General features: G+C 66.5%; 27 protein-coding genes and 1 tRNA gene. 15 read left to right on the forward strand and 13 right to left on the reverse strand.

All coding sequences use genetic code 11. From position 1 onward, the window contains the following. Nucleotides 1–190 precede the first annotated feature (190 nt). The 3 genes from ftsZ to HZS55_RS07670 form a co-directional block, all read right to left on the reverse strand. Nucleotides 191–1444: a cell division protein FtsZ gene (ftsZ, locus tag HZS55_RS07660; protein WP_179911108.1), complete on the reverse strand. Its 1254-nt coding sequence runs from the start codon at nt 1442–1444 to the stop codon at nt 191–193. 3 nt (nt 1445–1447) lie between these two features. Next, entirely contained in the window at nt 1448–1636 is a 189-nt protein-coding gene (locus HZS55_RS07665) for a ribbon-helix-helix domain-containing protein (protein WP_006881776.1), read from the reverse strand. A gap of 252 nt (nt 1637–1888) precedes the next feature. After that, nucleotides 1889–2491: a double zinc ribbon domain-containing protein gene (locus HZS55_RS07670; protein WP_179911109.1), complete on the reverse strand. Its 603-nt coding sequence runs from the start codon at nt 2489–2491 to the stop codon at nt 1889–1891. Nucleotides 2492–2649: 158 nt separating this feature from the next. On the opposite strand from HZS55_RS07670, the gene HZS55_RS07675 reads away from it, so the two are divergent. The 5 genes from HZS55_RS07675 (at nt 2650) to HZS55_RS07695 (ending at nt 5101) form a co-directional block, all read left to right on the forward strand. Continuing rightward, nucleotides 2650–2723, forward strand: a tRNA-Tyr gene (locus tag HZS55_RS07675). 175 nt (nt 2724–2898) lie between these two features. Then, nucleotides 2899–3132 carry a hypothetical protein gene (locus HZS55_RS07680; RefSeq protein WP_246308383.1) on the forward strand — a complete coding sequence of 78 codons (234 nt, stop codon included), beginning with the start codon at nt 2899–2901 and terminating at the stop codon, nt 3130–3132. Continuing rightward, entirely contained in the window at nt 3129–3329 is a 201-nt protein-coding gene (locus HZS55_RS07685) for a sigma factor-like helix-turn-helix DNA-binding protein (RefSeq protein WP_179911110.1), read from the forward strand. The genes HZS55_RS07680 and HZS55_RS07685 overlap by 4 nt, the downstream gene beginning before the upstream one ends. Beyond that, the gene (locus HZS55_RS07690; RefSeq protein WP_179911111.1) at nt 3326–3469 is read left to right on the forward strand and encodes a hypothetical protein; all 144 of its coding nucleotides are present in this window, start codon (nt 3326–3328) and stop codon (nt 3467–3469) included. The genes HZS55_RS07685 and HZS55_RS07690 overlap by 4 nt, the downstream gene beginning before the upstream one ends. Before the next feature lie 6 nt (nt 3470–3475). Continuing rightward, the gene (locus HZS55_RS07695; RefSeq protein WP_179911112.1) at nt 3476–5101 is read left to right on the forward strand and encodes a DUF7845 domain-containing protein; all 1626 of its coding nucleotides are present in this window, start codon (nt 3476–3478) and stop codon (nt 5099–5101) included. 271 nt (nt 5102–5372) lie between these two features. Here the strand turns inward: HZS55_RS07695 and HZS55_RS07700 are convergent, their stop codons facing one another. The 7 genes from HZS55_RS07700 to HZS55_RS07730 form a co-directional block, all read right to left on the reverse strand. Beyond that, on the reverse strand, nt 5373–5753 hold the full coding sequence (locus tag HZS55_RS07700) for a hypothetical protein (protein ID WP_179911113.1): 381 nt from the start codon (nt 5751–5753) through the stop codon (nt 5373–5375). 178 nt (nt 5754–5931) lie between these two features. Beyond that, a complete protein-coding gene (locus HZS55_RS07705; protein WP_179911114.1) occupies nt 5932–7086 on the reverse strand; it encodes a hypothetical protein in 1155 nt (384 codons plus the stop codon). Beyond that, on the reverse strand, nt 7079–7885 hold the full coding sequence (locus tag HZS55_RS07710; protein WP_179911115.1) for a DUF2062 domain-containing protein: 807 nt from the start codon (nt 7883–7885) through the stop codon (nt 7079–7081). Before HZS55_RS07710 ends, HZS55_RS07705 begins: the two co-directional genes overlap by 8 nt. Beyond that, a complete protein-coding gene (locus HZS55_RS07715) occupies nt 7885–8787 on the reverse strand; it encodes a hypothetical protein (protein WP_179911116.1) in 903 nt (300 codons plus the stop codon). Before HZS55_RS07715 ends, HZS55_RS07710 begins: the two co-directional genes overlap by 1 nt. Nucleotides 8788–8793: 6 nt before the next feature. Beyond that, nucleotides 8794–10671, reverse strand: coding sequence for a hypothetical protein (locus tag HZS55_RS07720; protein WP_179911117.1), 1878 nt, complete (start codon nt 10669–10671; stop codon nt 8794–8796). Further along, nucleotides 10668–10919, reverse strand: a complete 252-nt coding sequence (locus HZS55_RS07725) for a hypothetical protein (RefSeq protein ID WP_179911118.1) — start codon at nt 10917–10919, stop codon at nt 10668–10670. Before HZS55_RS07725 ends, HZS55_RS07720 begins: the two co-directional genes overlap by 4 nt. A 6-nt stretch (nt 10920–10925) precedes the next feature. After that, a complete protein-coding gene (locus tag HZS55_RS07730; RefSeq protein ID WP_246308385.1) occupies nt 10926–11354 on the reverse strand; it encodes a hypothetical protein in 429 nt (142 codons plus the stop codon). A gap of 179 nt (nt 11355–11533) precedes the next feature. Between HZS55_RS07730 and HZS55_RS07735 the strand changes: the two genes are divergently transcribed. Together HZS55_RS07735 and HZS55_RS07740 are read left to right on the forward strand one after the other, a co-directional pair. Continuing rightward, on the forward strand, nt 11534–12181 hold the full coding sequence (locus HZS55_RS07735) for a hypothetical protein (protein ID WP_179911120.1): 648 nt from the start codon (nt 11534–11536) through the stop codon (nt 12179–12181). A gap of 246 nt (nt 12182–12427) precedes the next feature. Further along, nucleotides 12428–12688 carry a DUF7692 domain-containing protein gene (locus tag HZS55_RS07740; RefSeq protein WP_179911121.1) on the forward strand — a complete coding sequence of 87 codons (261 nt, stop codon included), beginning with the start codon at nt 12428–12430 and terminating at the stop codon, nt 12686–12688. Here the strand turns inward: HZS55_RS07740 and HZS55_RS07745 are convergent. Together HZS55_RS07745 and HZS55_RS07750 are read right to left on the reverse strand one after the other, a co-directional pair. Then, nucleotides 12685–13026, reverse strand: coding sequence for a hypothetical protein (locus HZS55_RS07745; protein ID WP_218927288.1), 342 nt, complete (start codon nt 13024–13026; stop codon nt 12685–12687). The genes HZS55_RS07740 and HZS55_RS07745 overlap by 4 nt on opposite strands. A gap of 61 nt (nt 13027–13087) precedes the next feature. Continuing rightward, nucleotides 13088–13363 (reverse strand): transcriptional regulator, encoded by a 276-nt coding sequence (locus HZS55_RS07750; protein WP_218927289.1) that lies wholly within the window; start codon nt 13361–13363, stop codon nt 13088–13090. A gap of 441 nt (nt 13364–13804) precedes the next feature. On the opposite strand from HZS55_RS07750, the gene HZS55_RS07755 reads away from it, so the two are divergent. Next, a complete protein-coding gene (locus HZS55_RS07755; protein ID WP_179911124.1) occupies nt 13805–14068 on the forward strand; it encodes a hypothetical protein in 264 nt (87 codons plus the stop codon). After that, entirely contained in the window at nt 14065–15108 is a 1044-nt protein-coding gene (locus HZS55_RS07760) for a tyrosine-type recombinase/integrase (protein WP_179911125.1), read from the forward strand. Before HZS55_RS07755 ends, HZS55_RS07760 begins: the two co-directional genes overlap by 4 nt. Nucleotides 15109–15539: 431 nt before the next feature. Here HZS55_RS07760 and HZS55_RS07765 read toward each other — a convergent pair whose 3' ends face one another. After that, nucleotides 15540–16325 (reverse strand): formate/nitrite transporter family protein, encoded by a 786-nt coding sequence (locus HZS55_RS07765; protein ID WP_179911126.1) that lies wholly within the window; start codon nt 16323–16325, stop codon nt 15540–15542. 182 nt (nt 16326–16507) lie between these two features. On the opposite strand from HZS55_RS07765, the gene HZS55_RS07770 reads away from it, so the two are divergent. The 6 genes from HZS55_RS07770 (at nt 16508) to HZS55_RS07795 (ending at nt 20471) form a co-directional block, all read left to right on the forward strand. After that, on the forward strand, nt 16508–16894 hold the full coding sequence (locus HZS55_RS07770) for a hypothetical protein (protein ID WP_179911127.1): 387 nt from the start codon (nt 16508–16510) through the stop codon (nt 16892–16894). A 172-nt stretch (nt 16895–17066) separates the two neighbouring features. Then, on the forward strand, nt 17067–17252 hold the full coding sequence (locus HZS55_RS07775; RefSeq protein WP_179907706.1) for a hypothetical protein: 186 nt from the start codon (nt 17067–17069) through the stop codon (nt 17250–17252). 171 nt (nt 17253–17423) lie between these two features. Further along, nucleotides 17424–18113, forward strand: a complete 690-nt coding sequence (locus tag HZS55_RS07780; protein ID WP_394353556.1) for an HAD family hydrolase — start codon at nt 17424–17426, stop codon at nt 18111–18113. Beyond that, on the forward strand, nt 18104–19084 hold the full coding sequence (locus HZS55_RS07785) for a CobD/CbiB family cobalamin biosynthesis protein (RefSeq protein WP_179911128.1): 981 nt from the start codon (nt 18104–18106) through the stop codon (nt 19082–19084). The genes HZS55_RS07780 and HZS55_RS07785 overlap by 10 nt, the downstream gene beginning before the upstream one ends. Continuing rightward, nucleotides 19075–19929 (forward strand): adenosylcobinamide-GDP ribazoletransferase, encoded by an 855-nt coding sequence (gene cobS, locus HZS55_RS07790; RefSeq protein ID WP_246308386.1) that lies wholly within the window; start codon nt 19075–19077, stop codon nt 19927–19929. Before HZS55_RS07785 ends, cobS begins: the two co-directional genes overlap by 10 nt. Beyond that, the gene (locus HZS55_RS07795; protein WP_179911821.1) at nt 19929–20471 is read left to right on the forward strand and encodes an NTP transferase domain-containing protein; all 543 of its coding nucleotides are present in this window, start codon (nt 19929–19931) and stop codon (nt 20469–20471) included. The genes cobS and HZS55_RS07795 overlap by 1 nt, the downstream gene beginning before the upstream one ends. Nucleotides 20472–20504: the final 33 nt, after the last annotated feature.

The raw sequence follows: 20504 nt of genomic DNA on the forward strand, positions 1-20504 counted from the left end.
GCCACCGACGCTCGCGTCGTCACTGTCTCCGCTGTCTGACATCGTGTGACGAGCCGCGGCGCTCCGCTGTCGGACGAGCACCCGCGAGCCGGTCGGCGTCGTCACTGACCGGTCGGAAACGGAAAGAGAGAGTGGGTCGAGCGGTCCCTGGAACCGGTGGAGGGGTCTCCAGTGGGCCGACTCGGGAGCCTTAATCCGGGCGGATGACGTCCAGCCCGTTGTTCTTCTCTAAGTTGTCGCGGCCGCCGTCGGTGTGGCCGTAGTCGGGCTCGCCGCCCGAGTTACCGCCCGCACCGCCGTGGCCGCTACCGCCGCCCATGCCGCCGGAGTCGCCGAACTCGGTGTCGACGTTCTCGCTGGCGTCGAAGGTCGAGTCGTCCACGTCGTCGAGCGCCTGACGGGACTTGTCGGCCTGCTTCTGGGTCGTCGGACCGAGGACCTGCGCGGACTTGACGCCGGTCATGATTGCCATGACCCGCACCTTGCCCTTGTACTCCTCCTCGATGCGCGCGCCCCAGATGACGTTGGCGCTGGCGTCGAGGCGCTCGGTGATGTTCTGCGCGATGCCCTCGGCCTCCTTCAGCGCGAGGTCCGGACCGCCCGTGATGTGGACGAGGCCGCCGGTGGCCCCGCGGTAGTCCACGTCCAGCAGCGGGTGGTTCATCGCGTCTTTGACGACTTCCTCGGTCTTGTTTTTGTCCTGGGTCTCGCCGACGAGCATGACGGCGACGCCACCTTGATTCATGATGGCGGTCATGTCGGCGTAGTCCAGGTTGATGAGCGAGGGCTGGGTGATCGTCTCCGAGATGCCCTTGACCGTCTCGGCGATGATCTGGTCCATCACGGAGAAGGCCTTGCCGATGGGCAGGTTCGGGACGTAGTCCAGCAGCCGGTTGTTGTCCAGCACGATGATGGAGTCGGCCTCGCTGCGGAGGGTCTCGAGACCCTTCTCGGCCTTGACCGTGCGGGCGCGCTCGACGTTGAACGGCGTCGAGACCATCCCGACGACGATAGCGCCCTGGTCTTTGGCGATGTTCGAGACGACCGGCGCCGCGCCGGTTCCCGTCCCGCCGCCCATGCCGGCGGTGACGAACACGAGGTCGGCGTCGCCCAGGACTTCCTCGATGGTGCCCTGAGCCATCTCGGTGGCGCGCTTGCCCATCTCGGGGTCGCCACCGGCGCCGAGACCGTTGGTCAGCGACTTGCCGACCAGGATCTTCGTGTCGGCCTCGATCATCTGCAGGTGCTGCTTGTCGGTGTTGATGGCGACGGTGTCGGCACCGTCGACGCCGATGTTGTACAGGCGATTGACGGTGTTGTTCCCCGCGCCACCGCAACCGACGATGACGATCCGGGGGTCACCGAACCCGTCGCCCTCCTGCTCGTCCATCTGCTTCTGTTCGGCCTCGTCCCGTTCGAGGGCCTCCTTGACGATATCCTGCATCGGTCAGGCCCTCTGGAAGCTGCGGCGCTTCCGTTTCTCCGACGGGCGCTCCTTGCTCCCGTCCTGCTCGTTTAGTTTCTCGCGGACGGCCGCCCGGATGGCTTCGCTCCGGTTGGGGTACTCCCCCGTTTCGACCATTCGCTCGACCTCTTCGATCTGCTGCTTCGGAATCCGTAGTGTCACACGCTCCATGTTTGATGTTCCCCTTTGGGTAAGACGGCAGCCGTGGACGCGGTCGCCCGTTCGTCTTACACGGCGACTTCGTACTCCCATCCGACGTAATCGCACGATGGCGCGGGTCACACGTCCGCGCCGCGGCCCGTGTAAGACGACCGTCTTACGCAGGAATTACATCTGGGTGTAGGGTTATAAAGGTAACGGCGAGCGTCATACACTTGCTCGTTTACGCCGTTTAATAGCCTCTGTGTGGCGTTTGCGGCGTATTCAGGATTGGTCGAGCACGTCGGCCGCGGGGGTGCGTCGGCCGCAGCTGGGGCAGAAGGCCCAGTCCGACCGGAGTTCGTCCCCGCAGTCACAGAAGACGCGGTGGGACGCCTTCTCCCCGCAGTTCGGGCAGTAAACGTGCCCAGCGGAGACGTTCTCGCCGCATTTGCCACACGAGCGTTCCGCGTCGTCGGGCGCGTTTTCGCCCGCGTCCGCGCCTGTCTTACGACCGGGATCGACGCCCGACGCCTCGGCCGCTGGGGCCGGGGACGCGTCGGCGTCCGGTCGGCTAGCTGCGGCGTTTTCGCCGTCGAGAGCGATGTTTACGTTGATGTCCTGGGGCTGGCTCGGCGTAAACGCGCCGTCCAGCCGGTCGGCGACGATGGCGTCGACGCGCTCGGCGATGAGGTCGTCGATCGACTCGCTCGTGTCCGACGGCTCGGCGGTCGGCGTCGACTCGGTCGCCGTCGCGCTCGGTCGCGTGTCCGACGCCTCGCCGAGGTACTCCCGCAGGGCCTCCCGCATGATCTCGCTCTTCGAGGCGTCGAACCCCTCGAGTCGCTCGATGAGATCGTCGTCCGCGCGGAAGGTTATCTTGCTCATCCGACTCGTCAGATCCGTCGTCGCCCGGGTATTTCAATCTTCCCGCAGTGTCTGACGCGTGTCTGTCGCACCCCGGACCGGCGTGGCTGGGTCACTCTCCCACTCCCGGCGCGAGTCAAAACGGTTAAGTCCGACACGGCGGCTACCTGCAAGTGCGCCCGCCCTTAGCTCAGACTGGTAGAGCAGTCGACTGTAGATCGACTTGCCCCCCGTTCAAATCGGGGAGGGCGGACTTGGAATCCCGTTGAACTACAACAGATAGCTACGCGGCCGCTTGCGTGGGCTGTGGGCCGGCTACTCCCGGAATCCGGTTCGGGAAAACCGGACCGATTTGGTGAGTTCAACTGGAAGCAAGTGGCGGAACCACGCCGTCCTGCGAATTTTGTAGTTGAAACGGAGGGGTCGGCGTGAGTCAGCGCGCGACGAGCGAGCCGCGCGTCAAGGTGGAGACGGCCGTGCGGAACCGGTCGCAGTACGCCGACACGCTCCACCGGCTCGACCCCGACGCCGACGAGCCCGAGCCGGCCTGTGTCGAAGCGGAGTACCGTTCGGACGCCGAGTTCACCGACGTTCCCGTCGCGGCGTATCCCCACTACAGCCTGTGCGGGAACCCGGAGTGTTTCGGGAGTGAGTGGTGGTGACCTACCAGTCGTCACTCTTCGAGTACGAGGAGGACCTGTCGGCGCTGTCGGACGCCCAGCGGGAGGTGTACGAGGCGGTCGTACAGGACGGCTACGGGATGCGCGAGTACGCCCGTAAGACCGGCCGCTCCGCTGGGACCGTCGGGAACCTCCTACGCCGCGCTCGGCGCCGTCTCGACGGGGGTGAGGCCGCGTGACCGAGTTCATCCGCGCCTCCCGCCTGTACGACGTTGAGGCGGGCCAGCGCGTCCGCTGGGACTGGGGCGGTCAGCAGCCGGTCGCAGAAAGCGAGGCGCGAGTCCAGCGCGCCGTCGCTGAAGTCGAGCGTGAGGGGTGAGCGAAGGTGAAGACGGTCCAACTCGCCCCACACGAATTTAACGCGAACCTGTTGTTTAACGATAACGGGCTCGCCCCGTTTTTCGGGCTGGATAGCGCCGTCAAACAGGCGGGTGGCTCCCGGAGTGAGGAGTTCCACGCCGACGGCCAGCGGTGGGTAGCCCGGCTGTCCTACCAAGAGAGCAACATCGTCCACCCCGGCGGTCAGACTCCGCAGGGAACCGACTTCCGCATCGAGACGATCCGCGAGTACCGCATCAAGGTGATGCGCCACCCCTCCGAGGATTCCGTGGGAGAACAGGACTTCACCGCCCACGTCGCGCCCCGCTGGCCGGGGATGAAAGGCGAGAAGGGCGACGGCACGCGCGTCGAGATTCCCGTCCCCGACGGCTTCGGCGAGGGCGTGAACGTCCGGGTGAAGGGGTCGAACATCGCGTTCGAGCGCTACCCGCAGTTGCTCCGGCGAGCGGCCGGAGTCCTGGGTATCGCGACGCGGTACTTCGAGGACCCGCACCCCTACTCGAACATTCAGGACGCCGAGCGGTACGCGCGGGCCCACAAGGATGCCAGCGGTCCCGTCCACGCCCGCGACGGTCCACTGGCGGCGATGGGGCACCTACTCGAAAGTGACCGCTCAGGCTACCGCAAGGTCGTTCAGAACGACGACGACAAGCGCGGCCGGAACCTACCCGGCTACTACCACACGGCCACGCTCGACGCGAGTCGCGTCCGCGAGGCGTTTCCCGACCACGCGCTCCCCAAAGAGGTGAAGCACTACTACGCCCGCGAGGCGTTGTCGGTCCCCGACGACCACCCGCTCGCCCATCCGAAGGTCGGCGCGTCGCTCCAGGCGTCGCTACTCGACGACGACGAGACGGTCCGCTGGCGCGACCTCGACCGACTCCAGCGGGAACTCGACCAGACGGTGCTGTCGGTGCTGGCCGACGCCGGCTTGGACGTAGCGCCGAGCGATGGGCATGGGCCGTTCGTCGCTGACGCGTACTTCGAGCCCGCCGTCGACGAGGGTGGTCCCGACCCCATCGGGCTGGACCTGACGCGGGTCGAACAGTCCCAGGAGAGCGTCGTCGTGCGCCACCTCGCTGACGGGCTCTCACCCGTGCAGTGGGAGGCGATGGAGACGTTGGTGACGGACGGCGGCCAGGTGGCGCCGGCGGATATCGCGGACGTTCACGGCCGGCACGTCGAGTCCGTCCGGCGAGCCCTGCGAGAGATGGACGATCTCGTCGAGCGCGAGTATTCGTCGGTGTCGCTTCGGTCGGAGTACGTCGCGGAAATGGTCCACGCCGCGGTCGACGAGGCGCGCGAGGGACTTGAACGCGCGGTCGACGCGACGGCGAAGGCGATGGAAGCCGCCGAGCGCGGGCTGGAGGAGACGATGAGCGCGTTCATCGCGTGGGCCGCCCGCCACGGTGTCGACGTAGACGACGCCCGCGACGCCCGGATGACGCTCCGGTTCAACGCGACGGTCGCCAGCGACGTGGGTGAGTCCATCCGCGAGGGCTTCCGCGTCTGGACGGACGCGGGGATGCCCGAGCAGCGATACCGCGAGGCGCGAGTCCGGTTCGGTGACGGTTCGATCAGCGACGCCTGGCGGTTCCTGAACACCGGGTAGCAGCCCGCCCGAGTAGAGGCATCACTGTCGTTCGTACCTATTTTCGGGGTATTTTCGCGCGCCAGTGCCGTGATTGCGTGATCTCGGTCGTCATCGCCCGGGTCAACGAGCGCCAGCTGGGTGTCGCCGCCGCGACGGAACCCAACCCGGGGGGTTTGGTTCCGTCTTAGGGGTGTGGCTAAGGCCACTTGTCCAAAATACACCGCACGCCTTTTGCGGAGCGCGCGAAATTTCCGCCCCCTTGGGGGCGCGCGAAAAATTGGGGGAGGAGTCAATCGAAGATAGCGCCGATCGGGAGTTTGGCCTGCTGGGCATCGCGGTGGTCGCCGCCGCCGTGCCACTCCAGGCGCGGGAGTCGTGACGAGTGTCGCATCTCCCAGGCGAGAACTTCGACACCGCGGCCTCGAACCCGGTAGGGAGCGAAGACGTACCACCCGTTGGCCCCTCTCAGTTGTTCGTGATACCTATCATATATCTTGAAGTTCCCCGGTTGACCGTCTGCGTGGGTCCGTTTCGCCGCTTTGATTTCGACCGGCGTCCCGTCGGGTCGGAGCGCGTCGTGCCAGCTACACCGCTCCAAGTCGAGACGGTACCGCTCGGCGGCCTGGCGCTCGACGAGCGTCCCGTAGTGGTTGGCGCGGTGGCTCGGCATCGCTACGCGCCCCTCGCGCCTCGCGCGCTTTTATATATATACTCGGGCCGCCCCCGCCCCGCGCCCGGCCCATCGGTCGCTCTCGCTCCCGAAGGGACGAGAGCCGGCTGTGGGCCTGACCACCCTATACAGTAGGCGGGGGGTGTGTGGACGTGGACACGTGGACACCCGGGCGCCCTCATGCGATTATGCCCTCCACTCTGTCCAAGGCCCCATCATGCTCTCCGTCGGCGATTTCAGGCGCTCGATTGCCGACCCACGATTTCCCGAACGGCACGTATTTGGCCGTTTCGCGGTGACTCAGGCCGTCCTCTTTACAGGCGCGAACGGTCCACACCGCCACGTCATACGCGACTTCGCCAGGCTCGGGATTCTCCTCGTCCTCCGCTCCTGTCCACGACCACGTAGCCGGGTCTTTCGTATCATAGCGCCAGTCAGTCTGCGGAATTCCGTCGATCCGGAATAGTTCATCTCTCACCTCGCCCGATTTAATCCTGTCCGCGACCACAGCCTGCTTCTTAGACTGTTTCTGGATGATATAGCCGACTCTCCACAGCAGCGGGTGAATGCTGCTTGGGTCGTGCGCGATGTAGATGAGAATCCCGTTGTACTTTCGAATTTTGAACACGAGCGGCCCCATCTTGGTCCGCATGAAGTACCCCGATCTCCCGGTCCCGTCGCCGCCCGACGAGAATTCATCGCCGATGAACATCTTTGGCGACTGCTGCTGATCGAGTGGGTCGCCGTCCTGCTCGACCCACTCCTCGAACGACCGGAAGCCAGGAACGAATCCGTCGCGCGGCTCGCCCTCCTGGTCGGTCCACTGGTCGGTCTCCCGCAGCGTCGGGATGTTGCTGGCGACCTTCTCGATACCGAGCAAGTGCTTCGCTCGCTGGCCGATAAGACCGCCTAAATCGGTCTTTCCGGTCCCCATGTCGCCGAGAATCACTATCACGGGCGCCGGGTCCTCGATGATTTCGTCTAGCTTCTGGATTGCTTTCATTCCTGAAATATCGGCCTGCTGGCCCTGGTCGCCGGTCTGTAGCTTCAGCGTCTGCATATCGCCCTCCTCAATGGCGTGCCGGCCGGCGTCGGTCGCCTCGATGCCGGTGATGTCGCGCCACTCTTGGAGGTCGCGGGCCTGGCCGGGCATCTCGGCGGGCTCGTCGGCCTCGCGCGGGTCGTAGTGCATCCGCATCACCGACAGGTACCGCGATAGCTGGGGGTCTTGGACCGTCCCGGCGTGCGGGTCGGCGACGGGATCTCGGTGCCCATGCCCATGCAGATGTTCGACGTACTGTGCTGGCGTGTATAGGTCGCTATCTTCAGTCATCGTTCATATCCTCCTGCTGCTGGCGGGCGCGGTCCATCCGTTCGTCGAGGTCGCGGTCGCGCTCGCCGTCGGTGTAATCGTCGATATTCGGCATCTCGTCAGCGTCGAGACTCGGGATGTCCTCGTCGTCGCCGGTCATGTCCTCGAAAACGTCGCGGGCGGTGGTCCGCTTCAGCGTCGTCCCGCGCTCGCGCGCCTCGGCGAAGTCGTTGACTGTCTCCTGTTCGTACTGCGTGACCGACCGAGACCACTTCGCTCGGGTATCCGCGAGGCGTTCGATCTGGTCGAGCATCCACCCGTGCATGTCGACCATCATCGACTGAGCGGTGAACAGTTGGGTGTCTTCCAGACCCTCCAGCCAGACGCCCTTTACCCGCAGTTCGCCGATGTCGTCCAGATATTCGTACTCCTGCACTGCCCAGGCGCTCCCGCCGTTGACCGGGTACGGGTCGGGGCCGTCGACGGTCTTGGTCCGCCACGTCTCCGGCGGGACGTAGTGCTTCTCGATGTCGGTCTCGGTCGTCCCACGGCCGTCGACGTGATGGACTTCGACCCAGTTGCGCCGGCGCAACCAGCGGGCGATGGCGACGCCGGCGAGGTAGCAGGGGATGCCGAGCACGAGCCAGGCGACGATCGCGGCGCCGACCCAGGTCGGCGGCTGTGGAATCGACGGCTGGTAGTAGGCGACCAGGGCGATAGCGCCGAGGACCATGCCCGTGACGAGATACCGAAACTCGCCGATGAGGTAGACGATGCGGTCGGTGCGGGAGTCGAACGTCGGCGCCGGTCCGTCGGCCATCAGGCAACCTCCGGACGGCCGCGCTCGCCCCGCAGTTCGTTCCACCCGGCGATGATCATCCAGACGAGCATGACCACGACGCCGATGATGAGGCCCTGCAGGCCGGATAGCTCACGGATCACGTCGAGGCCGCCGCCGCCCTGCTTGACGATGACGCCGTAGATCGGCGTCTCCTCCGTGCCGATGATGACGGCCGCGCGCCCGCCGGACTCGGTCACCGGGATGGCGACGGTCGACTCCTCGCCGGCGCCGAACGCTTCGGCGCGGAACCCGGCTTCGCCGCCGCCGTCGGCGAGGAACCCGCCGTCACTGAAGGTGATCACCTGTGCCGACTCGGAGCGGACAGTGACCTTCGCGATGCCGTTCTGCGGCAGGTACTCGCTGGCGACGATGGCTGTCTCGGAGTCGATGCGCGTCACGTTGCCGTCGGACTCCGGCGCCGGGACGGCCGTCGGTGCCCGCGTCGCGGTCGGCGTCGCCGTCGCGGTCGCGGTCCCGTTGCCGCCGAGTGAGATGTTCGGGAGCGAGATGTTCCCGCCGCCGGTCGCGTTCGAGAGCCACCGACGGGCGCGGTCGGCCTGGCGGCCGCCGCGCTCGCCGCCCTCGGAGCGGACCCACCCGGCGACGGTCCGCACGTCGTCGAGGGTCGCGTTCGATGGGTCCACGTCGTCGAGCACGTCGTCGGCGGTCGGCCGGGGCGTCCCGGTCGGCGTCGGGGTCGGCGTCGCCGTCGGTGAGCTCGTCGACGTGGTCGTCGCGGTCGTCGTCGAGGCCGCTGGCGTCGCGGTGGCGTTCGGAGTGTCGGTACGTTGGGCCGTGGGCTGTGGGCTCGCGACGGCGCCGCCGGCCGCGACGGTCACCAAAGCGAGCACTGCCAGCACTGTGAACAGCGAAAAGCGCATGGGTAGTTACCTCCGGCCGCCGTTTCCGAGGACAACCACCGCGACCGCGCCCGCGACGAGCACGAGCACGATGGTCTGGTTGCCGCCTCCGAGGAGCCCGCCGCCTCCACCGCCGCCGTCCATGTTGGCGAGTCGGGCGTCAATCTCCGCTTGGTCCTTGGCGATTTGCTGATACAGATTACTGAGTTCGTTCGCGCTGGTGGTCTCGTACGTCCGCTTTTCGATACGGACCTTGTCGAGCGACCCGCCCGTCGTGTTGACGGCGGAGTCAATCGTGAACGCTTGCTCAACCTCCCGAATCTCGGAGTCTTGGGAGTCAATGAGCCAGACCGCTCCCGAGATATTGCCCGGAGCGTACTCGGTGCCGACCTGGAAGGACCCGCCTGGCGGATTGGACTGTGCAACGACGAGCCCGCGGTCGGTCGTCCCGTCCGCGAACGAGACGTTCATGTGCCCGAGTTGGGAATAGCTCTCGGGGATGCTGACCCCGAGGCTTGCGAGGCTAGCGGCCGCGTAGCCGCTGAAATCGCTGCTCTGGGAGTAGCTGCCTGCGACCATCGCGGGAGTGACGAGGTCCGACGAGTTGATCTCTCCCGTCTCCAGCTGATCCCAGGTCCCACTCACCACCGACTGCATCTCTGAGATCGCGCTATCCGTCTGGGTCGAGATTCGCGAGAGCGGGGTCGCAAAGTCCTTAAACCAAAGCGCAGTCTGTGCGTCGTGGTTGGATTGAGGCGCAGAGACGTTTATGCGCCGGATATCAACGTCCTTGGCTGGACCATTGCTATTGCCGTCGGTCGCGTTGAAGACGGTCCCGGTCGACGGACCGATCACATGCGTCTCGGTCGTCGCGGGCTGCGTCTGCAAGTTCCAGAACGTGACCTCGATCGTGCTCACCTCAACGCTTGACCCGTTCTCCAGCGTGAATTGTCGGGTGCCGAACCCAGTAATGTTGAGTTCGTGAGGAGTGAAAGAGCTAGCAAGGTCTCCGTCCTGAACGTCCTCCTCAATGACATGAACGTAGGAGTCAGGAACCCCAGTCTCCTCTTGAGAGACCTGTCGCATCCGCTTAATGGTCGCAACGTGTCGGTTCCATTCGCTGACTGTGTTGCGATCCATCACGGAGTAGTATTCCGTGATATTCTGGATAGCTGCGTCTTCTGCGGCGGCTTCGCCGAGTCCGTTGTTGTAGGCACGGATGTAAGCGGGCTTACCGTGGTTGACGAGGGAGACCGTCTCAGTGTCTTCGAGACGGTTCGAGATCGTCGTCTGCCAGTTGTCGGCCGCGTCGGCACTTGTGGCGAGAGATTGATAGATATCTAGCATCGTCTCCTCTGCATCGAGGCCCGTCGTGTTGACGGTCGTCGTGGCAGGGAGCGCGTTGCAGTCCGTGATTTCGATGGCGGGGTTAACCACTTGCGAGACCCGCTCCATCGGACCGCAGTTAAAATCACGGTCCGCGCCGCTGGAGGTCCATACGTCCTTGTTTCGCCAGTCTGAGCGTTCGAACGCCGAGCCGGTCCCAATCTCCAAATCGGACGGGACTCCGCTCCCAGAGATCTCGACCGTGACGTTCTGGTACGCCTTGCTGTTCCGATACGCGGGGATATCCGCGGTGTTGGCGGCGTTGTGGGTGTCCTCGTAGACGAGTGTTTGGCCACCTCCGGGGGCCGGCGACACCCAGATTTTCACATCGAACGACCCGCTCACGTCGCTCACGTCCGCGGCGACGTAGGCGGCGCCCTCGGCGTCGACGGTCTTCGAGACGGTCTCCGCCGACGCGAGCCCGACCGCGGCGGGCGCGGCCAGGGACAGCACGAGCAGCAACGCGAGCACGGTCGGCCCCATCGCCTCGCGGGCTCGGCGGGCGCGGCGGCCGATCATGCTCCTCCCTCGTCGTGCATCCCGAGCGGGTCGCCCACGTCCACTCGGTCCGTGTCGTCTTCGTCGGGCTCCTCGACGCCGGCGCCCTGGTCGTCGCGCCGCTCGCGGAGGTGGTGACCGGCGACGAGCGCGCCGGCGGCGATGCTAGGGACGACCACGGGGAACGGGTCGCCGACGATGGCCGAGGCGATCGTGCTCGCCGAGACGCCGATGGTCCCGACGAGCCCATAGCCCATGATTCGGTCCATCGGTATTCACCCCAGGTAGCTGATGACGTAGTAGCCGGCCGCCTGGACGGCGAGCGAGACGATACCGATGGCGGGCTCGCTCTGGATGGTCTCGCGGAGGCCGAGGATGTTCAGGCCGGTGCCGAGGACGAGCACGATCGTCCCGATCATCACGTAGCTCTCGACGGTGGCTTGACCCTTCGCGAGCGCCTTCAGGTCCGTGTCGATTTCCATGTCCTTGCCGGCGGAGTCCATGCGATTCGTCGCGTAGGCGGTCAGCAGCGACAGCAGCGAGAGCGCGAACGCGAGGGTGAGTTCGGTGCCGGCGCCGGTGCCGGAGCCGCCGATGGTCCAGAGACTCCCCGAGAGCGCGTGCCCGAGGACGGTGATAGTCGCGATGCCGGCCGTGACAGCGGCCGAGAGCGCGAAAACGGTGCCTGCGATAGCGTCTTCCATATCGATCTGTCCGAACATGATTCGGTCATCCGTCCGCGTGGACGGATGACCGACAGGCTATCAGGTGGCGGTAAAAGACAGGTCACAACCAGATCATATACAGTCAAATCATGGTGTTCTATCCCGCCCATCCATCATGGAAATTACTTTTGTGACTAAGCGATTTTGATTCCTTTGAGATGGTAGATGGAAAGTTGTACTCTGCGACAGTACCTTTGCTGTATCTTGTAATCGTAGAATTGTCCGCAATATGTAGAGAGACAGACATTCTTGAGATACTTAGAAATGATCTCAATATTGGCAAGTACACCTTCCCCGGAGTAGATAACTCTATGATTCTCTTACGAAGAGTGGCCGTCATTCACATGGTGAATACAGGATTGTTCATTGTCGTTTTCTTTATGGTATTTCAACTTTTTGAGGTGGATTTTACTATTGCAGCCACATTATGGATACTCACTTGGATAATGTGGATTTTCCTGCCGTACTTAGAGATCCAAGAATATGGACAGATGCCTCCCGACCTACAAGCCTACGAAGCTCAGGGAGGTGGTGAAACTAACTCAGACCTCCTGCATAGTTCAGTAAAAACACATATTAAGTACATAGCGGTTCTACCGGTGTTGCTGTTCCTTTTAAATTATATTTCATCCCGGGGGGCGAGTTCCATGTTTGTATCGAGTGTTTCTGCTGGATGGATTTGGTCTTCCGGTCTCTGGCTAACTGTGTTGTATATGTCCTTTGAGAACATTACAAAATTCACGCGAGCGGTCGTCGGGGAGGCAACTGCCTACAATGTCTACAAACAGAAACAAAAGGAAGATTGATATTGTAGCATTGACCCTGCGAGGAGAGGAAAAGACGAAACCCTCCGGTCGCGCGTCGAGAGATACGCTCGCCGCGATATGCACACGAGCGCGAATCGGTCGTGTGCATATTCGGTGCCCGGGGAGGGCTCCGAACCTGGGTATCGAACGCTGTGGGCCGTGGGCCAGCATGGGCTTTAAGAGTAATCGGGGTTCCAGTCACTCGCTCAGACCTGCTTTTTGGCTTCGTGTTCACGAACGGTCGATATGCGAATCCGCGAAGACGGCAAGCACGCGCACCGGAGCGACACCATCGAACAGGCCGCCGAGTTCTGGGGGTGCAACAAGACCACCGCGTTGATGCGCTCGGCGGACTTCGCCCGGCGAATCGACGAGCGAATCCGAACCGTGCTCGCTCGCGACGACCTGACCATCGAGCAGAAGCAGGAGATCGCCGATACCCTGAGTATTCTGGGAACGTACGATTTGACCGTTGAAGAATCCGTATCCGTTGACTTGACGGATTAGTTCAGAATATTACCAGGGAAGTCGAGTGCCGTCGCAGTCACACGGACATCGCTGGCATCCTCCGGGACATTCATGGTGAGGGTTACGTCTCTCCGCTCACTTTGGGTCATGTGTATCTCTTTGGTCACTTTTTCGAGAACCACCGTCGGAGACTCGATAGCTTCCAGAGAAACAAGCACATTTCCCTTTGCGCCCCTGTTGAATACTCGAACGGTGAATTCTGTTTCTCCGAGTAGTTCACTGTTTGCGGAGTGGTCCCCGACAATCGGTTCAGTACTTTTGACAAAGATACCAAGCCCCAGAGCACCCACACCGACAGCGCCGCCGAGAGCCTTCAATACAGTTCTACGGGTCGATTTATCCGACATATAGGTGTCAAGCACTACCCAGGAACTTGTATCATTCGTCGTCGAGCCGGAGATCGTCTGCGTCGAGATTCCCTGCGAGATAGTCGCATCCCTTTTGAGTTATCTGGTAGTACCCTCGTTCTTCAGATACTTTTGACAGGAGCGTGCGGTCGGTCAATTTTCGCATCCGGCGAGCAACTGTGTCGCGGCTCTTGTCGATAGCTTCGAGACGTTCGTGGAGGTTGTACCAGACGACAGTAGGGGGTAGAGCGACGCCCTCGTCTTGCGCCGCGAAAAATTCGAGGACGGCATCGTCCACCTCGTTCATGCCTTCGACACGCGGGCGCATACCCGCAAATCTGAGCAATTCGTGTTAGTATCACCGGTCACTCCGTAGGTTTGGGTTACCATGTGCGTTTGTACGCAATATAGTGCAAACTAATAAGTAAGGTCGGCATTACTGAGCAGTATAGGGCGACACGCCGGGCTGGCGAGCGTAGTTCCTGCGAGAAAGAGTCGTCGACCGACGCCCCTACGCGCCGGCCTGGTCCGCTCTGTGAGCGAACACATGACGACGAGACACACGCGCTGGCTTAAGCCAGGTGGCGAGGAGTATCGACCGCGGACCACTTTCACCGGCCGCTCGACCGCTCAGGCGGGTGATACCTGCCCGTCCGGACGGGTCAGTTGCCGGATACGGGCGTTTTACTTTCACCCTACGTCCGTGGATTTCCCCTTTTACACACCCGGCCGTCAGCCCGACTCGGCTATGTCGGCAAACGAGAAGATGACCGTCCGGATTGAAGACGAGAGCGACCGCTGGCGCTTCACCTGTCCCCGCGGACACCGCGATTGGGAGCCCACGAATCACCATTTCTGGTGTGCGACCTGCGCTCGCGCTGAGGGTGTGGACGGCGTGTTCACCGACCTTCGCGACAAGACGAACGGCGAACTCTACGCACGCGACGACGTGCGCCTGGTGACGCCTGCCGGTCCCTACGACCGCGACCTCGACCGGAGGAGTTCGGCGTGAGCGCGCAGCTTGAACCGCTCCCCCCTTCGGAGGCGGTCGACTTGTATCTCGAAGCCCGCGACGACGCCGCGGATCAGACGCTTGACGGGCAGAAGTATCGACTCCGCGCGTTCGTCGCCTGGTGCGACGAGGAAGGAATCGCCAACATGAACGACCTGTCCGGTCGGGACCTGTACGCGTATCGCGTCTGGCGGCGCGAAGGCGGGTACTCCGGGGAGGAACTCGCGACGGTCACCCTCCGCGGTGACATGGCGACACTTCGGGCGTTCCTCCGCTTCTGCGGTGATATCGACGCGGTGCCCGAGGAGCTATTCGATCAGGTGCCGCTCCCCCGGATGGACGGCGAGGCGGACGTGAGCGACAGCACGCTCGACCCGGACCGCGCCGTCGAGATCGTCGACTATCTGGAGCGCTTCGAGTACGCGAGCCGGCGCCATATCATCGTCCTGCTACTCTGGCATACGGGCTGTCGGGTGGGTGCCCTCCGCGCGCTCGACCTGGGAGATCTCGACCTGGAGGGCGAGCGCCCCCGCGCCGATGGGCCGGCGATTCATTTCGTCCACCGCCCGGAGACGGATACCCCGCTCAAGAACAAGGAGAAGAGCGAGCGGTGGAACGCGATCAGCGGTCACATCGCGGACGTGCTGGACGACTACATCCACGGCCCTCGCGACAAAGTGACCGACGAGCATGGGCGCGCGCCGCTCGTGACGACCCGGAACGGCCGGGTGTCGGTGTCGGCCTGCCGGGATACGCTCTACCGAGTGACCCGTCCGTGCTGGCGCGGTGAGGGGTGCCCGCACGACCGCGATATCGACGATTGCGAGGCGGCCCACTACTCGAAGATGAGTACGTGCCCGTCGTCGCGGTCGCCCCACGACGTGCGTAGCGGCCGGGTGACCGCGCATCGGCTGGCCGACGAGGACCGTTCGCTGGTGTCCGACCGGATGGATGCCAGCGAGGACATTCTGGACAAGCACTACGACCGGCGGAGCAAGCGTCAGAAGGCGGAGCAGCGACGGAGGTTGTTCGACCTATGAGATTCGACCCCACCAAGTTGACCACGGAGACGTATCGGCGAGAGGATACCCCAGTACGGGGAGGGCGGACTCGTTCTGTCGGCGACTGCGAACGGAGTGAGCCAACGCCGACTGCCGTGTCTACCGCTCCCCGATTTGAGCCTGGAAGTCGCAGCGCGCGAACGAAGTGAGCGCGACCGTCTTCCTTCGTTCAAATCGGGGAGGGCGGACTTGGTTTTCGGCCGAACCGTAGTCGACCGCCGAGCGACGGCTCTCGGTCCTCGGAGGGGCTCGGGCGGTGCGCCGGGATACGGGGGACTATGACCGACCAGTCCTGAGCGCCCGGGGGCTGGCGTCTGCCAGCCCGCGGCGATGTCCCGGCCGTCGGCGCGTGTCCGACCCCCGACCCCTCCACACGTGCGCCGACGGAGCCGAGGGTCCGGGCCATCCCTTCAGCCGTCGGACGATTCGGCGCCCATCGCCTGTGTGACGTGTGTGACGGTGACGAGGCCGAACCCGCCGACGAGGTTGCCGGCGGTGACGACGGCGGTCATCGCGGCGAGCCGTTCCGGGCCGACCGTCGCGCCCAGCAGCGTTCCGAGGACGACGTGGAGGATGGAGACGACGACGTGGTCGAACGGGCCGAGCGCGAGCATGAAGCCGACGGCGTAGGCGAGCCAGAGCCGGCTCCCGTCGCTCCGGACGGAGACGACGAGAAAGGAGAGCAGGCTCACGAGCGCACCGCCGGCGACGCCGCGGGTGAACCACGTGCGTGCGGGCCGGTGCGCGGTCTCCTCGGCGAAGCGCTGGAGCGCGTCGGCCCCGGCCGGTGGGATCGCGCCGTCGACGGCGAACACGAGGGCCAGCAGGCCGCCGCCGAGGAGGTTGAAGACGAACGTGAGCGTCCACAGGCGGAGCAGCGACGGGAGCGCGGAGACGCCGCGCTCGACCGCGGCGGCGGCGGGGTCGGAGAAGTTCTCGTTGAACAGCTCCGTCCGGCCGGCGACGAGGAAGACGACCCCGGGCGCGAAGGCCAGCGCGCCGGCGACCCGGGCGGCGTGGCCCGCGGTCGGTCGGACGAGCCCCTCGACGATGCCGAGCGCGACGACGCCGAACAGGACGGTGAAGCCGGCGATGAAACTCGTCGACGCGAGCTCCAGCGGCGACTGGTCGAGGCGGCGCTCGCCCTCCGCGACGGCGCGGTCGAAGATCTCGCCCGGCGTCAGTTGCTCCGCCACGTGAGCGGTTGAAGCGCCGGCGACAAAAGCCGCTGGCCGGCCATCGAATGGGCCGGGTCACCCGGCACTCCGACGGGGTCCCCATCGGTACTCGCGGTGGGGGCGCGCGGTGGCGCGCGACCACCGGGCGGGTCGGTGCCGGTCGCCGCCGAGTGTAAACCCCTGGGACCACAAGTCGGGGTATGGACGAAATCGAACTCGGCCAGGCGACGATCGTCTACGACGACCCCGAGGAGGGTACGACCGAGGTCACGGTCGACAACGAGGAGGTCGTCTACGCCCGGGACCACTGGATGCTCAAGTCGGGGACCGACGACGACGGCAACGACCTGATGAAACAGATCCCGCGGGACCGGGTCCACTCCGTCGAGCGCAACGTCGAACGCTTCGAGGACGAGGCGTCGACGGTCCGCAACCGCGTCGAGTCGTTCGCCAGCGAGATGCGCGAGAAACTCCCGGTCGGCGGCGACGGCGAGCGCCGCCCCGGCGACGGCCGCGGGAGCGACGGCGGGCCGACGCGCGTCCCCGTCACCGAGGCGGACGACCGCGACGACTCCGGCGGGGAGTGAGCGGCGAGTCGCCCCCGCGACCCGCTCGTTCGGCGTGCGTGAGGCGTCGAGCGGACGCCGGTACCCCGGCGCCGAGAACACGGCCTAACGCGGACGTAGGCCCGGACGGGAGCGTTTTCACCGGATGTAAACTATCCTCGCTCTTTTTAGTGGGAGCGGTTCTGGTACGGATGTGGTCACGATGGGCGTCTTGGAACGGGCCAAACGCGCTTCAGGGCTGTCGGAGCCCGAGGCGTTACCGTATCTGTGTCTCGGCTGTGAGACGCAGTTCGACATCCAGTATCACACCTGCCCGGTCTGTGGGAAGTACGATATCCGACGGGCCAAGTGGGTGAACGCGGACGGCGAGTCCCGCTGACGACGGCCGTCCGGACGCCTCGCCGACAGCTCAGGCCTGCCCGAAGCCGAGCGCGCGGCCCACGACCCATGTGACCCGGGGCCGAATCGGCCCGCACACCCCTTTATTTATCGCGACTCCCCGGCGAGCGGCGGCGCCGACGGTCGGTCGTCATCGCGGTCCGCCGTCCCGATGCCCGAGCGCGCTGAACAGTCCGTATCGTTCAAGGTGCGGCGGTTCGACGGGGGGTTCGTGGTAGTTTCGTTCGACCTGTTCGGCACGCTCGTCGCCGTCTCCCGGCCCGCCGAGCCCGCCGAGGCGGTCGCCCGGCAGCTCCGCGAGCGCGGGGTCGCGGTCCCCGACGACTGGGCGAGAGCCTATCGCGAGCCGCAGGTCACCGTCGAACCGGGTGCGGAGCTCCCGCTGTCGGACCACGTCGGACACGCGCTCGCGAGCCGCGGCGTCGACGCCGAGGCGGAGACGGTCGCGGCCGCCGTTCGCGCGGCGTTCGACGGGCCGGTGGACACCCGCGAGGGCGCCGAGGCGGCCGTCGCGGCCGCCGCCGAGGGCGCCCCCGTCGGGGTCCTCTCGAACTGCAGCGTCGACGGGCTGGTCGAGCGGACGCTCGAACGGTCGGAACTCGCTGTCGACCGATTCGACGCGGTCGTCGCGAGCGTCGACTGCGGGTGGCGCAAGCCCGACCGCCGCGCGTTCGAGGCGGTCGCCGACGCGCTCGGCGTCCCGGTCGCGGATCTGGTTCACGTCGGCGACGATCCCGCGACCGACGGCGGCGCCGGCGACGTCGGCGCGCGGAGCGTCCTCCTGGACGACATCGGCCTGGCGGATCTGCCGACGCGACTGGAGGGGATGGAGTGTCGCTGAGTACCGTCGCGGTCGGGCTGGCGCTCGCGCTCGACGCGGCCCTTGGCGAGCCGCCGACGCGCGTCCATCCCGTCGCCTGGTTCGGCCGGCTGGTCGCGCCGCTGGACCGGCCGTGGACCCGGCCACGACTCGCCGGCGCGCTCGCGACGGTCGCGCTCCCGCTGGTCGCGGCGCTGACCGTCGGCGGCGTCGTCGCCGCGGCCGGTGCCTGGCGGCCGCTCGCGGGCGCCGTCGCCGGCGGGCTCGCCCTGTTCCTGACGACGAGCCTCCGGCGGTTGCTGTCGGTCGCCCGCGAGGTGACGGCGCTGACCGAGACGGACCTCGACGCGGCCCGGGCCGAGTTGCGCGCGCTCGCCGGCCGCGACGCCGCGGCGCTGTCGGCCGGCGAGGTGCGGAGCGCGGTCGTCGAGAGCGTAAGCGAGAACCTCGCGGACGGGCTGGTCGCGCCGCTGGGCGCGTTCGTCGTGCTGGCGGTCGTCGGCGCGCTCTTGCCGTCGGCTGGGGCGCTTCGGCCCGGTCTCGACCCGGCCGTCGCGGCGGTCGCGCTGGGCGCGGCCGGGGCGGCGTGGGTCAAGGCGGTGAACACGATGGACTCGATGCTCGGTTACCGGTCGAAACCCGTCGGGTGGGCGCCGGCGCGGCTGGACGACGCGGTCATGTGGGCGCCCGCGCGGGCGAGCGCCGTCCTGATCGCCGCGGCGTCGCTGTCGCCCGGTTCGGTGCTCGCCGCGCGGCGCTGGCTCGACCGCGTCCCCTCGCCGAACTCCGGGTGGCCGATGGGGACGGTCGCCGCCGCGCTGGGCGTGCGCCTCGTCAAGCCCGGCGCGTACGACATCGACGCCGACGCGCCGCTGCCGACGGCCGACGACGCCGAGCGGGCAGTCCGTCGAGTGGGACTGGCCGGCGGGCTGGCGTACCTGGGTGCGGGCGCGGTGACGTACGTGGGTGCGGGGGTGTTCACGTGGGCCTGAAGGAGGTTCCGAGGGCGATCCGCGGCGCGCTGGGGTTCCTCTCACGGCTCCCGGTTGGCCGCGACGAGCGCGCCTGGGAGGCGTTTCGGACGGCGCCGTGGACGCTCCCGGTCGCTGGCTACCTGCTGGGCGGGCTCGCCGCCGTGCCGGTCGCGGTGGGCGTCCTCGCGCCCGTTCCCGCGGTCACGGTCGCGCTCGCGTACGTGCTCGCGGTGGTCGCGCTGACGGGGATCAACCACTTCGACGGCGTCGCGGACCTGGGCGACGCGGCCGTCGTCCACGGCGACGCCGAGCGCCGCCGGGAGGTGATGGGCGACACCGCACTGGGCGTCGGCGGGACGCTCGCGCTGGCGGTCGTGGTCACCGGGCTGGCGCTGGCCGGGGCGGGGCTCGCGGCGCTGCCGGTCGCGGCGGCCGTCGGGCTTGTCGTCGCCGCGGAGGTCGCGGCGAAGGCCGCGATGGCGACGCTGGTCGCGCTCGGTTCGGCGGCCCACGACGGCTTCGGCGCGGCGGTCGCCGACGAGACGCCGCCGCGCGGGCTCGTCGCCCCGCTCGTGCTGGCCGCCCCTGCGGTCGCGCTGACCCTGCCGTCGCTCGCGGCCGTCGCGGCGCTTTCGAGCGGCGTGGGAGTCGCCCTCGCGCTGCTGTGGTGGGCGCGGGACCGACTCGACGGCGTGACCGGCGACGTGATCGGCGGCGCGAACGAACTCGCGCGAGTGGCCGCGCTCCACGCCGGGCTGGTGGCCTGGCGGGCCGACTTCGCGGTGCCGGTCGGTTTCGGGGAGCCGGTAGGTCTCGCGGTGCCGGTGGGGCTCGGGGAGGTGGTCGCGTGGACGCTCTGGTGATCTGCGGCGGGAAGGGCACGCGGCTCGACTTCGACGGCGAGAAGCCCCTGTTTCCGGTCGACGGCGAACCGATGGTCGACCGGGTGTTGGCGGCGCTGGCGGACAGTCGAGTCGACCGGGTGTCCGCCGTCGTCTCGCCCCACGCCCCCGAGACCGCCGCCCACGTCGACTGTCCGACCGTCGAGACGCCCGGCGAGGGGTACGTGGCGGATCTGCAGCACGCGCTGGCCGACGAGCGGGTCGGCCGGCCGGTGCTGACGGTCGCGGCGGACTTGCCGCTGCTGGACGCCGAGGCGGTCGACGGCGTGCTCGACGCCCACGAGTCGGGCTCGCTGACCGTCGCGACGCCGACCTTCCTCAAGAGCGCGCTGGGCGTGAGCGTCGACACGACGTTCGTCCACGAGGGCGAGGAACTCGCGCCGGCGGGCGTCAACGTCGTCGGCGACGGCCCCGACCGGACCGCGGTCCGCGACGACGCCCGCCTGGCGGTCAACGTCAACCGCCGCGAGGACGCCGAAGTCGCCGAGCGACTGCTGCACTGAGCCGGCGCCGCGCGGCGTCGTCCCCCGAACGGT

Source organism: Halosimplex rubrum (genome assembly GCF_013415885.1).
Lineage (GTDB): Archaea > Halobacteriota > Halobacteria > Halobacteriales > Haloarculaceae > Halosimplex > Halosimplex rubrum.

Coding starts and splice junctions, on each gene's coding strand:
- HZS55_RS07730 (WP_246308385.1), bottom strand. CDS start 11,354: ATGGAAGACGCTATCGCAGGCACCGTTTTCGCGCTCTCGGCCGCTGTC.
- HZS55_RS07770 (WP_179911127.1), top strand. CDS start 16,508: ATGGACGAAATCGAACTCGGCCAGGCGACGATCGTCTACGACGACCCC.
- HZS55_RS07715 (WP_179911116.1), bottom strand. CDS start 8,787: ATGCGCTTTTCGCTGTTCACAGTGCTGGCAGTGCTCGCTTTGGTGACC.
- HZS55_RS07725 (WP_179911118.1), bottom strand. CDS start 10,919: ATGGACCGAATCATGGGCTATGGGCTCGTCGGGACCATCGGCGTCTCG.
- HZS55_RS07720 (WP_179911117.1), bottom strand. CDS start 10,671: ATGATCGGCCGCCGCGCCCGCCGAGCCCGCGAGGCGATGGGGCCGACC.
- HZS55_RS07735 (WP_179911120.1), top strand. CDS start 11,534: ATGGTAGATGGAAAGTTGTACTCTGCGACAGTACCTTTGCTGTATCTT.
- HZS55_RS07755 (WP_179911124.1), top strand. CDS start 13,805: ATGTCGGCAAACGAGAAGATGACCGTCCGGATTGAAGACGAGAGCGAC.
- HZS55_RS07780 (WP_394353556.1), top strand. CDS start 17,424: ATGCCCGAGCGCGCTGAACAGTCCGTATCGTTCAAGGTGCGGCGGTTC.
- HZS55_RS07710 (WP_179911115.1), bottom strand. CDS start 7,885: ATGGCCGACGGACCGGCGCCGACGTTCGACTCCCGCACCGACCGCATC.
- HZS55_RS07740 (WP_179911121.1), top strand. CDS start 12,428: ATGCGAATCCGCGAAGACGGCAAGCACGCGCACCGGAGCGACACCATC.
- ftsZ (WP_179911108.1), bottom strand. CDS start 1,444: ATGCAGGATATCGTCAAGGAGGCCCTCGAACGGGACGAGGCCGAACAG.
- HZS55_RS07670 (WP_179911109.1), bottom strand. CDS start 2,491: ATGAGCAAGATAACCTTCCGCGCGGACGACGATCTCATCGAGCGACTC.
- HZS55_RS07705 (WP_179911114.1), bottom strand. CDS start 7,086: ATGACTGAAGATAGCGACCTATACACGCCAGCACAGTACGTCGAACAT.
- HZS55_RS07750 (WP_218927289.1), bottom strand. CDS start 13,363: ATGAACGAGGTGGACGATGCCGTCCTCGAATTTTTCGCGGCGCAAGAC.
- HZS55_RS07665 (WP_006881776.1), bottom strand. CDS start 1,636: ATGGAGCGTGTGACACTACGGATTCCGAAGCAGCAGATCGAAGAGGTC.
- HZS55_RS07700 (WP_179911113.1), bottom strand. CDS start 5,753: ATGCCGAGCCACCGCGCCAACCACTACGGGACGCTCGTCGAGCGCCAG.